This is a genomic window from Streptomyces sp. NPDC018693, assembly GCF_044391385.1.
Lineage (GTDB): Bacteria > Actinomycetota > Actinomycetes > Streptomycetales > Streptomycetaceae > Streptomyces.
The window spans coordinates 703,490-713,873 of record NZ_JBIRZZ010000004.1 but is presented as its reverse complement, the minus strand read 5'-3'; the positions used below and the strand labels follow the sequence as shown (position 1 = coordinate 713,873).

General features: G+C 72.2%; 12 protein-coding genes and 1 pseudogene. 9 read left to right on the top strand and 4 right to left on the bottom strand.

The window, feature by feature from the left end; all coding sequences use genetic code 11:
- The 3 genes and pseudogenes from ACH5AC_RS15055 to ACH5AC_RS15045 form a co-directional block, all read left to right on the top strand.
- Positions 1-100: pseudogene (locus tag ACH5AC_RS15055) on the top strand (IS481 family transposase); the annotation flags it as partial.
- Between the two features lie 61 nt (positions 101-161).
- Positions 162-560 carry an OB-fold nucleic acid binding domain-containing protein gene (locus ACH5AC_RS15050; RefSeq protein WP_398862192.1) on the top strand — a complete coding sequence of 133 codons (399 nt, stop codon included), beginning with the start codon at positions 162-164 and terminating at the stop codon, positions 558-560.
- 3 nt (positions 561-563) lie between these two features.
- On the top strand, positions 564-1,280 hold the full coding sequence (locus ACH5AC_RS15045; RefSeq protein WP_398862191.1) for a DUF3159 domain-containing protein: 717 nt from the start codon (positions 564-566) through the stop codon (positions 1,278-1,280).
- 66 nt (positions 1,281-1,346) lie between these two features.
- Here ACH5AC_RS15045 and ACH5AC_RS15040 read toward each other — a convergent pair whose 3' ends face one another.
- Together ACH5AC_RS15040 and ACH5AC_RS15035 are read right to left on the bottom strand one after the other, a co-directional pair.
- Positions 1,347-2,024, bottom strand: a complete 678-nt coding sequence (locus tag ACH5AC_RS15040) for a potassium channel family protein (protein ID WP_398862190.1) — start codon at positions 2,022-2,024, stop codon at positions 1,347-1,349.
- Complete coding sequence (locus ACH5AC_RS15035; protein ID WP_398862189.1) at positions 2,021-2,692, bottom strand: potassium channel family protein; 672 nt, start codon at positions 2,690-2,692, stop codon at positions 2,021-2,023. The genes ACH5AC_RS15040 and ACH5AC_RS15035 overlap by 4 nt, the downstream gene beginning before the upstream one ends.
- A 223-nt stretch (positions 2,693-2,915) precedes the next feature.
- Here ACH5AC_RS15035 and ACH5AC_RS15030 point away from each other — a divergent pair, with 223 nt between their 5' ends.
- From ACH5AC_RS15030 to ACH5AC_RS15020, 3 genes are read left to right on the top strand one after another with little or no spacing between them, the layout of a single operon-like run.
- On the top strand, positions 2,916-3,386 hold the full coding sequence (locus ACH5AC_RS15030) for an Hsp20/alpha crystallin family protein (protein ID WP_398862188.1): 471 nt from the start codon (positions 2,916-2,918) through the stop codon (positions 3,384-3,386).
- 51 nt (positions 3,387-3,437) lie between these two features.
- Positions 3,438-4,157: a CBS domain-containing protein gene (locus ACH5AC_RS15025; protein WP_398862187.1), complete on the top strand. Its 720-nt coding sequence runs from the start codon at positions 3,438-3,440 to the stop codon at positions 4,155-4,157.
- A gap of 3 nt (positions 4,158-4,160) precedes the next feature.
- Positions 4,161-5,036: a universal stress protein gene (locus ACH5AC_RS15020; protein ID WP_398862186.1), complete on the top strand. Its 876-nt coding sequence runs from the start codon at positions 4,161-4,163 to the stop codon at positions 5,034-5,036.
- Between the two features lie 7 nt (positions 5,037-5,043).
- Here ACH5AC_RS15020 and ACH5AC_RS15015 read toward each other — a convergent pair whose 3' ends face one another.
- Positions 5,044-5,496, bottom strand: coding sequence for a YbhB/YbcL family Raf kinase inhibitor-like protein (locus tag ACH5AC_RS15015; RefSeq protein WP_398862185.1), 453 nt, complete (start codon positions 5,494-5,496; stop codon positions 5,044-5,046).
- Positions 5,493-6,161, bottom strand: coding sequence for an MBL fold metallo-hydrolase (locus tag ACH5AC_RS15010; protein WP_398862184.1), 669 nt, complete (start codon positions 6,159-6,161; stop codon positions 5,493-5,495). The genes ACH5AC_RS15015 and ACH5AC_RS15010 overlap by 4 nt, the downstream gene beginning before the upstream one ends.
- A 123-nt stretch (positions 6,162-6,284) precedes the next feature.
- Here ACH5AC_RS15010 and ACH5AC_RS15005 point away from each other — a divergent pair, with 123 nt between their 5' ends.
- From ACH5AC_RS15005 to ACH5AC_RS14995, 3 genes are all read left to right on the top strand, one after another.
- Positions 6,285-8,336: an APC family permease gene (locus ACH5AC_RS15005; RefSeq protein ID WP_398862183.1), complete on the top strand. Its 2,052-nt coding sequence runs from the start codon at positions 6,285-6,287 to the stop codon at positions 8,334-8,336.
- Between the two features lie 69 nt (positions 8,337-8,405).
- Positions 8,406-9,725: a class I SAM-dependent RNA methyltransferase gene (locus ACH5AC_RS15000; protein ID WP_398862181.1), complete on the top strand. Its 1,320-nt coding sequence runs from the start codon at positions 8,406-8,408 to the stop codon at positions 9,723-9,725.
- Between the two features lie 7 nt (positions 9,726-9,732).
- Positions 9,733-10,383 carry a phosphatase PAP2 family protein gene (locus ACH5AC_RS14995; RefSeq protein ID WP_398862179.1) on the top strand — a complete coding sequence of 217 codons (651 nt, stop codon included), beginning with the start codon at positions 9,733-9,735 and terminating at the stop codon, positions 10,381-10,383.
- Position 10,384 lies beyond the last annotated feature (1 nt).

The window sequence follows — 10,384 nt, the reverse complement described above, 5'->3', positions numbered from 1 at the left end:
CGACTGGCTGCACACCTACAATCACCACCGCGGACACACCGCGCTCAAGGGCCAGCCACCCGCCAGCCGCGTTCCGAACCTCACAGGGCAATACAGCTAGCCCGTTCGAGGGTGGTGACGGGGGGTACGGCAGCGGCGGTGGCCCCCGGTACGCTTCAGATATGAGTGGTGCTCCTCGTTCCGAAAAGCCGGTGGGCCGGTTCCGGCGCATGCTCGACCGGCTCTCCTCCTCGCAGGAGGACCTGGAGTCGGAGGAGTTGCGGGAGGACGCCGAGACGGCCGGCTGTACGCGGATCGGTGACTGCCAGGACCGGCAGATAGTGACGGTTACTGGTACCTTGCGCACCGTCACCCTGCGACCGCGCGCCGGAGTCCCGGCCCTGGAGGCCGAGCTGTTCGACGGCTCCGCCGCGCTGGACGTGGTGTGGCTCGGCAGGCGCTCCATCGTGGGGATAGAACCGGGGCGCAGGCTGATCGCATCGGGCCGGATCTCCATGAGCAGAGGCCGCCGGGTGCTGTTCAACCCGAAGTACGAACTGAGACCCCTCGGTAGGGAGTAGCCGGTGACGTCACTCGACAAGCCGACCCAGGACACTCAAGCGGATGACGCCCGGGCGGTGACGGAGGCCGCGCTGTTCGAGGCGTTCGGCGGGGTGCGGGGCATGGTCGAGACGGTGGTCCCCGGCCTTCTCTTCGTCACGATCTACACGATCAACAAGGACCTGCACATGTCGGCGATCGCCGCGCTCGCGGTGTCGCTGGTCCTGGTCGTGGTCCGCCTGGCGATGAAGGACACCGTCAAGCACGCCTTCAGCGGGGTCTTCGGTGTCGCCTTCGGTGTCGTCTTCGCGATGATGACGGGCAACGCCAAGGACTTCTATCTGCCCGGCATGCTCTACACGCTGGGGCTGGGGCTGGCCTACATCATCACGACCCTGTGCGGGGTACCGCTGATCGGCCTGATCCTCGGCCCGGTCTTCAAGGAGAACCTCTCCTGGCGGACCCGCAACCCGGGCCGCAAGAAGGCGTACGCGAAGGCCAGCTACGCCTGGGGGCTGATCCTGCTCGCCAAGTGCGCGATCCTCTTCCCGCTGTACTGGTGGGCCGACACCACCCAGCTGGGCTGGGTGCTGGTCGCGCTGAAGATCCCGCCGTTCCTGCTGGCGGTGTGGCTGACCTGGGTGTTCCTGGCGAAGGCGCCCGCGCCGATCGATGTGTTCGCGGAGATGGAGGCGGCGGAGAAGGCGGAGCGGGAGGCTGCCGCGAGGCCGACCGAGTAGGTGTGCCCCGTCGCCGGGCGGGCGGGGCCGGGATGCCCGCCCGCCCGGCGGTCATCTGCTCGGGGATCAGTCCGTCGCGTCCGCGCGGCGGACCGACAGCAGGTCCTCCAACTGCTCCTCGCGGGCCGGGGCGGCCACGAAGAGGAGTTCGTCGCCCGCCTCCAGGGAGTCCTCGGAGGTCGGGGTCAGGACGCGGGTGCCGCGGATGATGGTGACCAGGGAGGTGTCCTGCGGCCACTCCACATCGCCGACCTGGGTGCCCGCCAGGGCGGACTCCTCCGGGAGGGTCAGCTCGACGAGGTTGGCGTCGCCGTGGCTGAAGCGGAGCAGACGGACCAGGTCGCCGACGCTCACCGCCTCCTCGACCAGCGCCGACATCAGACGCGGGGTGGAGACGGCGACGTCCACGCCCCAGGACTCGTTGAACAGCCACTCGTTCTTCGGGTTGTTCACCCGGGCGACGACGCGCGGCACGCCGTACTCCGTCTTCGCCAGCAGGGAGACGACCAGGTTGACCTTGTCGTCGCCCGTCGAGGCGATCACGACATTGCAGCGCTGCAGCGCCGCCTCGTCGAGGGAGGTGATCTCGCAGGCGTCGGCGAGCAGCCACTCCGCCTGCGGGACGCGCTCGACCGAGATCGCGGTCGGCGCCTTGTCGATCAGCAGGACCTCGTGGCCGTTCTCCAGCAGCTCGCCCGCGATCGAGCGGCCCACCGCACCGGCTCCGGCAATGGCGACCCTCATCGGTGACCGCCCTCCTCAGGACCCTTGGCGAACGCGGCCTCGACCCGTTCGACCTCGTCCGACCGCATCATCACATGCACCAGATCGCCCTCCTGCAGCACCGTCCGCGAGCTGGGCACGATCGCCTCGCCGAGCCGGGTGAGGAACGCCACGCGGACCCCCGTCTCCTCCTGGAGTCTGCTGATCCGGTGCCCGACCCACGCCGTCGAGGTGTGCACCTCGGCCAGCTGGACACCACCGGTGGGGTCCGTCCACAGCGGCTCGGCACCGGACGGCAGCAGCCGGCGCAGCATCTGGTCGGCGGTCCAGCGGACCGTGGCGACCGTCGGGATGCCCAGGCGCTGGTAGACCTCGGCGCGCCGGGGGTCGTAGATCCGGGCGGCGACGTTCTCGATGCCGAACATCTCGCGGGCCACCCGGGCAGCGATGATGTTGGAGTTGTCACCGCTGGAGACCGCGGCGAAGGCGCCGGCCTCCTCGATGCCCGCCTCACGCAGGGTGTCCTGGTCGAAGCCGACACCGGTGACCCGGCGGCCGCCGAACGAGGAGCCGAGGCGGCGGAAGGCGGTGGGGTCCTGGTCGATCACGGCGACCGTGTGCCCCTGCCGCTCCAGGGTCTGGGCGAGCGCGGACCCCACTCGGCCGCAGCCCATGATGACAATGTGCACGGCCTTACACCACACTTCCCACAGGGCCTCTGGCCTGGACAGACGTCCCGCTCATATTCCTCTTTCGGCTAGCCGGGCAACACCTGCGGCCTCGGTGGGGGCCGCAGGCACCATCATGCCGGTGATACGGCGCCGTGGCCCCACTCGGGTGGGGTGCCGCAGAGAGGTGTGGCACCCCGCGCGCCGGTTACCCGACAGGACGGGACGACGACGGAGGTGTGCCGTGAATCTGCCAGCACACAGGGGTGGCCGTCCGGAGCCGTGGCGCAGGTCGGGACTGGTGCCGTGGGACTGGAACCCCTTCACCGAGTTGGAGAGTCTGTGGCGTGACATGGGCCAGGCGTTCGAGCGGGGCGCGGGGCCCGCGTGGGGCGGCTCATGGGTGCCGGCGGTCGAGGAGGAGGAGACCGAGGACGCCTACGTCGTCCGGGCCGAGCTGCCCGGCATCCCTCGCGAGAACATCTCCGTGGACGTCGACGAGCACGAACTGCAGATCGCCGGTGAGCTGACCGAGGAACAGAAGGGCCGGGTGCTGTCGCGCCGCTCCGGCCGTTTCCTCTACCGCACCGGCCTGCCCAGCGGAGTGGACAGCGAGCGGGTCGAGGCGGACCTGACCGACGGCATCCTGTCGGTCCGCCTGCCGAAGACCGGCACGAACAAGCGGCGCCGCATCTCCATAGGAGGCAAAGGCTGAGGCAAGGGCGGCGGCGACGGCCACGGGGCCGAGCCGGAAGGAGCTGGAGCGATGGCGACGCGATTGGTGGACCGGCAGGAGGTGTTCCGGCTGGTCGAGCAGGAGCTGGCCCAGCTCGTCGAGGTGCTGCCGCGCAAGCCGTACGAGGAGGCCCATCTGCCGGGTGCGCTGCACATCGGGCTGCGCGACCTGGACGAGCGGGCGCCCGAGCAGCTGGACGCGCGGCGGCCCGTGATCGTCTACTGCGCCGACGAGCTGTGCGACCTGAGCCCGCGGGCCGCCGCCCGGCTGGAGCAGCTGGGGTTCCGGCAGGTCTACGACTACGTGCCGGGCAAGGCGGACTGGCTGGCGGCCGGCCTGCCCAGGGAGGGCCAGGCGGCGGCCACGGCCTTGGCCGGGGACGTGGCGGACCCCGGCGTGTTCATCTGCACGGTGGACCAGCCGCTCGACGACGTGGTGGCGATGTTGGACGAGACGGGGCGGGGGACGTGTGTGGTGGTCGACGACGAGCAGGTCGTCGTCGGTCTGCTCCGCCATGAGGACACGGCCCACCGCACCGGGGGCACCGTGGAGGACGCCATGCGGCTCGGGCCGGCGACGGTCCGCGCCGATGAGCCGCTCGGCCCGCTGCTGGAACGCATGACGCGGGCCGGCACCGAGGCCGTCCCGGTCACCGACCCCGAGGGACGCCTGCTCGGCCTCCTCGAACGCGAACACATCGAACGCGCCCTGGCCGTCCGGAGGGACGCCGGGGGCGGCGGAGGAGCGTGACCCGTGGCGACCGACGACGACGGCGGACCGGGCCCGGTGCTCGTCGGGATCGACGACCTGGCGCACTCCTGGCCGGCCGCGGACTGGGCGGCCGCCGAGGCGGAGACACGCGGATGCGCGGTGCGGGTCGTCCACGCCGTCGGCCCGAGCGCGGACACCGCGTACGGGGAGACGGGGGTCGGGCTCACCGACCAGGTCCTGCGCGCGGCCTTCGGTGTGCTGGACGACGTCCGGGCGCGGGTCGCGGCCGCCCGCCCCGGTCTGCCGATCGACACCGTGCTCGCACGTGAGGATCCGGGCGACGCGCTGCTGGGCGCGGCACAGGACGCCGATCTCGTCGTGGTCGGGACCCGTGGGCGCGGCGGTTTCGCCGAACTGCTGCTGGGTTCGGTGAGCCGCAGGGTGGCCGCCCATGCCGGTCTGCCGGTCGTGGTGGTGCGCGGGGAGACGGGGAGCGGCGCGCGCGAGGGCATCGTGGTCGGCGTACGCGACGACCGCGACGAGGAGGCCGTACGCTTCGCCCTGGCCGAGGCGGAGCTGCGCGGGACCCGTGTCCGGCTGCTCCACGCCTGGACGCCGCTCGCCGACAGGGGACCCGTGGTGTCCGGATTCGACGACGCCGAGGCGGAGCGCGAAGCGCATGTCCAGCTGCTGAACCACGCCGCGCGTCCGGTCGCCGAGCACCCCGAGGTGCATGTGGAGACCGAGGTGACCGTCGGCTCGGCGGCCGCGGCCCTGGTGGAGGCGTCCGCCCGCGCCGACCTGCTGGTGCTTCCACGGCACCCGGTCGAGAGCCGGCTCGGGCTGCGCCTGGGGACCGTCGTGCACGCCGTGCTGCACCACGCGAGCTGCCCGGTCGCCGTCGTGCCCGTGGGCTAGCGGGTTCTCAGCGGTCGAACAGGCCCAGCAGCGTGCCCTCGGCCAGTTCCCGCGTCGCCACGGCCTCGTGGACCTGCTCGGCGCTGGGCGCGTCGGGCAGGACGCAGGGCCGGCCCAGCGCGTAGAGGCGGAAGACATAGCGGTGCGGCTGGTCCCCGGGCGGCGGGCCGGGGCCGCTCCACCCGCGGCGCGCGAAACCGTTGACGAGCTCGGTGCCGCCCGGCGGGATGCCGCCCGCCGCCACGCCCAGGCTGCGGGGGTCGATGCCGACCACCACCCAGTGCACGAGGCTGCCCGACGGCGCGTCGACGTCCTCGCACAGCAGCACCAGCTCCGTCGCCTGTTCCGGCACATCGGACCAGGTCAGCGGGGGTGAGACGTTCCCGGCGTCCTCGGTGTACCGGGGCGGGAGACGGTGGTGGTCCCGGAAGACGGGGCTTTCCAGACGGAGCGCGGTCATGAGGACCTCCTCCCTTCCGGCTCCCGGCCGGAGCTCCCCTCCGGCTCCCGGCCGAACCGCAGCGCATACGTCCGGCCCTCGACGCCCCACTCGCCGGTGGGCGGTGTCAGGCCGGCGTCGATGGCCCGCAGGGTGGGGCGTCCGATATGGGCGTAGACCAGGCGCCGCACACCCTGCCGCGCGGCCTGTTCGCCGACCGCGTGGACGGACGCGTGGCCGCCCACACCGCCTCGGAACCGTATCGGCCGGTTCCAGGCCGCCGCCTCGGCGAACATCAGGTCCGCGCCCGCGGCCCAGGCCGGGAACTCCCAGAACTCGGGTGCCCAGACCGCCACCGACTCACCGGCCTCGATGCGATACCCGAACGCGGGGTGCGAAGTGTGCGCCACCGGGCGGCAGCGCACCCGGGCGGCACCGAACTCCAGATCGCCGGCGTGGATCCGGACACCCCGCTCGGCTGCCCGGCGCCGCAGCTCCGACCGCAGCTCGGCGTGCTCGTCGGTGACCAGCCAGGCGTCCAGCCGCCCGGGCGGGGGCTCCGCCCCGGGACCGCCGTCGAAGGCCACCCGGCACCCCGGGCACCGCAGCAGCAGACCCGCCGGGGCGAACCTGGGCGAGTTCATCGCTCCCACGCCGAGGAGCGTCAGCCGTAGCCAGTGGTTCATGGGACCTGCCAGTTCCTCCGGCCCCGCGAGTACCCGTGCGCGGCCCCGCCGACGCCACGACCGCCGGATGATCCGGGCAGGGGAGTGTGCCGCTCCCAGGTCGAAGGCTTACGATCCTCTGCTGTGTCCAAACTGACCGACGTGCCCAAACGGATCCTGATCGGGCGCGCACTGCGCAGTGACCGGCTCGGAGAAACGCTCCTGCCGAAGCGCATCGCCCTCCCCGTCTTCGCCTCCGACCCGCTGTCCTCCGTGGCCTACGCGCCCGGGGAGGTGCTGCTGGTCCTGTCCATCGCGGGCGTGTCGGCCTACCACTTCGCTCCCTGGATCGCGGTCGCGGTCGTCATCCTGATGTTCACCGTGGTGGCGTCGTACCGGCAGAACGTGCACGCCTACCCCAGCGGCGGCGGCGACTACGAGGTGGCGAACACCAACCTCGGCCCGCGGGCCGGCCTGACCGTCGCCAGCGCCCTGCTCGTCGACTACGTCCTCACGGTCGCCGTGTCGATCTCCTCCGGCGTCGAGAACCTCGGCTCGGCCGTGCCCTTCTTCGTCGAGCACAAGGTGCTGTGCGCGGTCGGCATCATCGTGCTGCTCACGCTGATGAACCTGCGCGGCGTGAAGGAGTCCGGCAGGCTCTTCGCGATCCCGACGTACGTCTTCGTCACCAGCGTCTTCCTGCTGATCGCGTGGGGTTCCTTCCGCGGCCTGGTGATGGGCGACACCATGAAGGCCCCCACCTCCGAACTGCACATCGAACCCGAGCACCAGGGCCTGGCCGGCTTCGCCCTGGTCTTCCTCCTGCTGCGCTCCTTCTCCTCCGGCTGCGCCGCGCTCACCGGCGTCGAGGCGATCAGCAACGGCGTGCCCGCCTTCCGCAAGCCGAAGTCGAGGAACGCGGCGGCCACGCTCGCCCTGATGGGCCTGTTCGCGGTGTCCATGTTCTGCGGGATCATCGGCCTGGCCCTCGCCACCGATGTGCACATGGCGGAGAACCCGGCCCAGGACCTGCTCCGCGACGGCGTCCCGGTCGGCGCCTCCTACGTCCAGGACCCGGTGATCTCCCAGGTCGCGGCCGCCGTCTTCGGCAAGGGCACCTTCTTCTTCGTGCTGCTCGCCGCCGCCACCGCGCTGGTGCTGTTCCTCGCCGCCAACACCGCCTACAACGGCTTCCCGCTGCTCGGCTCGATCCTCGCGCAGGACCGCTACCTGCCGCGCCAGCTGCACACCCGCGGCGACCGGCTCGCCTTCTCCAACGGCATCGTGCTGCTCGCGGGCGCGGCCGCACTGCTGACGATCATCTACGACGCCGACTCCACCCGGCTCATCCAGCTCTACATCGTCGGTGTCTTCGTCTCCTTCACGCTCAGCCAGACCGGCATGGTCCGCCACTGGAACCGCCACCTGGCCACCGAGACCGACCCGGCCCAGCGCCGCCGTATGGTCCGCTCCCGCGCGATCAACGCGTTCGGCGCCTTCTTCACCGGCCTGGTGCTGGTCGTCGTCCTGGTCACCAAGTTCGAGCACGGCGCCTGGGTGTCCCTGCTCGGCATGGTGATCTTCTACGTGACCATGACCGCGATCCGGAAGCACTACGACCGGGTCTCCGACGAGATCGCGGCCCCCGAGGGCCCCAGCGACGACACGGTCCGCCCCTCCCGCCTGCACTCCATCGTGCTGGTCTCCAAGATCCACCGCCCGACGCTGCGCGCCCTGTCCTACGCACAGCTGCTGCGCTCGGACACCCTGGAGGCGCTCAGCGTCAACGTGGACCCGGCGGAGACCAAGGCACTGCGCGACGAGTGGGAGCGGCGCGGCATCGACGTACCGCTCAAGGTGCTCGACTCGCCGTACCGCGAGGTCACCCGGCCCGTCATCGACTACGTCAAGAAGCTGCGCCGGAAGTCGCCGCGCGACGCGGTGTCCGTGATCATCCCCGAGTACGTCGTCGGACACTGGTACGAGCATCTGCTGCACAACCAGAGCGCCCTCCGGCTCAAGGGCCGGCTGCTGTTCACGCCGGGTGTGATGGTGACGTCGGTGCCGTACCAGCTGCAGTCCTCCGAGGTGGCCAGGCGGCGCGCCCGCAAGCAGCAGGACTGGAACGCGCCGGGGTCGGTGCGGCGCGGGCCCGCGACGGAGGAGTCGGCGAAGGAGCAGTCGCCGCGGACGTAGACTGGTGGGCTGTTGTCGGGCCGAGGTACCGGCCGCTGTAGCCCTCTCTTGATCTGGAGTCACCCCGCCATGCAGGCAGAACCGAAGAAGTCGCTGGTGGGCGTGGAGTACGAGGTCGAGGTCGGCCCCGTCGCCCACGGCGGTCACTGCATCGCCCGTACCGAGGCCGGCCAGGTGCTGTTCGTCCGGCACACGCTGCCCGGCGAGCGGGTCGTGGCCCGGGTCACCGAGGGTGAGGAGGGCGCCCGGTTCCTGCGCGCGGACGCGGTGCGGGTGCTGGAGGCGTCCAAGGACCGGGTCGAGGCCCCCTGCCCCTTCGCCGGGCCCGGCCGCTGCGGCGGCTGCGACTGGCAGCACGCCAAGCCGGGCGCCCAGCGACGCATGAAGGGCGAGGTGATCGCCGAGCAACTGCACCGCCTCGCGGGCCTCACGCCCGAGGAGGCGGGCTGGGACGGCACGGTGATGCCGGCGGAGGGCGACAAGCTGCCCGCCGGGCAGGTGCCGCAGTGGCGTACGCGCGTGCAGTACGCGGTGACCGCCGACGGCCGCGCGGGTCTGCGCCGGCACCGCTCGCACCAGGTCGAGCCGATCGACCACTGCATGATCGCCGCCGAGGGCGTCAGCGAGCTGGGCATCGAGAAGCGGGACTGGACCGGCATGGCGTCGGTGGAGGCGATCGCGGCGACGGGTTCGCAGGACCGCCAGGTCATCCTGACGCCGGAGCCGGGCGCGCGGCTGCCGATCGTCGAGCTGGACCGGCCCGTGTCGGTCATGCGCGTCGGGGAGAAGGACGGCGGCGTCCACCGGGTCCACGGGCGCCCCTTCGTCCGCGAGCGCGCGGACGGCCGTACGTACCGGGTCGGCAGCGGCGGCTTCTGGCAGGTGCACCCGAAGGCGGCGGACACGCTGGTGACCGCCGTGATGCAGGGCCTGCTGCCCCGAAAGGGCGAGACGGCCCTCGACCTCTACTGCGGCGTCGGCCTCTTCGCCGGCGCGCTGGCCGACCGCGTCGGCGAGAAGGGCGCGGTGCTCGGCATCGAGTCCGGCAAGCGCGCGGTGGAGGACGCCCGGCACAACCTCGCCGACTTCCCCCGCGTCCGCATCGAACAGGGCAAGGTCGAGTCCGTCCTCCCGCGCACCGGCATCACCGAGGTCGACCTCATCGTCCTCGACCCGCCCCGCGCGGGCGCCGGCCGGTCGACGGTCGGCCACCTGTCGTCCCTGGGCGCGCGCCGTATCGCGTACGTGGCGTGCGATCCGGCGGCGTTGGCGCGGGATCTGGGGTACTTCCGGGACGGGGGGTACCGGGTGCGGATGCTGCGGGCGTTCGATCTGTTTCCGATGACCTCGCACGTGGAGTGCGTGGCGATTCTCGAGCCGGTCCGATAGGCGCGCGGTGCCTGTGACCGTGGTGCTGCCCCGGCCGCTGCGCGGGTGGCTCGGGCTGATCGCCGCCCTCGCCGCGCTGGTGGTCGTCGGGCTCGGGGTCCGGTTCGCCGGCGGCAGTGAGCCCGCCGCGGTGGACGCGCGGATCTCGGCGGCGGTGGGCGGTGTGGGGGCGCCTTGGCGGAACACCGCTCTGGCCACGGACTTCCTGGGGGAGCCCCTGGGAGCGGCGACGCTGGTCGGGGCCGCCGTGACGGGGTGCCTGCTGCTTCGGCGTCCTCGGGCGGCGGTGTTCGTCGTGGTCGGGGCCGCCGTGGCCGTGGGGACGACGACGCTGCTCAAGCCCCTGATGGGGCGCACCATCCACGGCGACGGCAACCTGTCCTACCCGAGCGGGCACACCGCCTTCCTCACCGCTTTCGCCCTCGTGGTGGCGCTGCTCGCGACCGGCCGGCTCGGCCTCGGCAGGACGGCCGGCACGGTGCTCGTGACCGGCGCGGGGCTGGTCGCCGGCGCCGCCATGGGCTGGGCGCAGGTCGCCCTGGGCGCGCACTACCCGACCGATGTCATCGGCGGCTGGTGCACCGCGCTGGCGGTGGTGCCGGCGACCGCTTGGGTGGTCGACCGGATGGCTGAGAGCGGTACGCCCAAACGTCGCTGAT

Coding starts and splice junctions, on each gene's coding strand:
- ACH5AC_RS15050 (WP_398862192.1), top strand. CDS start 162: ATGAGTGGTGCTCCTCGTTCCGAAAAGCCGGTGGGCCGGTTCCGGCGC.
- ACH5AC_RS15040 (WP_398862190.1), bottom strand. CDS start 2,024: ATGAGGGTCGCCATTGCCGGAGCCGGTGCGGTGGGCCGCTCGATCGCG.
- ACH5AC_RS15025 (WP_398862187.1), top strand. CDS start 3,438: ATGGCGACGCGATTGGTGGACCGGCAGGAGGTGTTCCGGCTGGTCGAG.
- ACH5AC_RS15015 (WP_398862185.1), bottom strand. CDS start 5,496: ATGACCGCGCTCCGTCTGGAAAGCCCCGTCTTCCGGGACCACCACCGT.
- ACH5AC_RS15010 (WP_398862184.1), bottom strand. CDS start 6,161: ATGAACCACTGGCTACGGCTGACGCTCCTCGGCGTGGGAGCGATGAAC.
- ACH5AC_RS15000 (WP_398862181.1), top strand. CDS start 8,406: ATGCAGGCAGAACCGAAGAAGTCGCTGGTGGGCGTGGAGTACGAGGTC.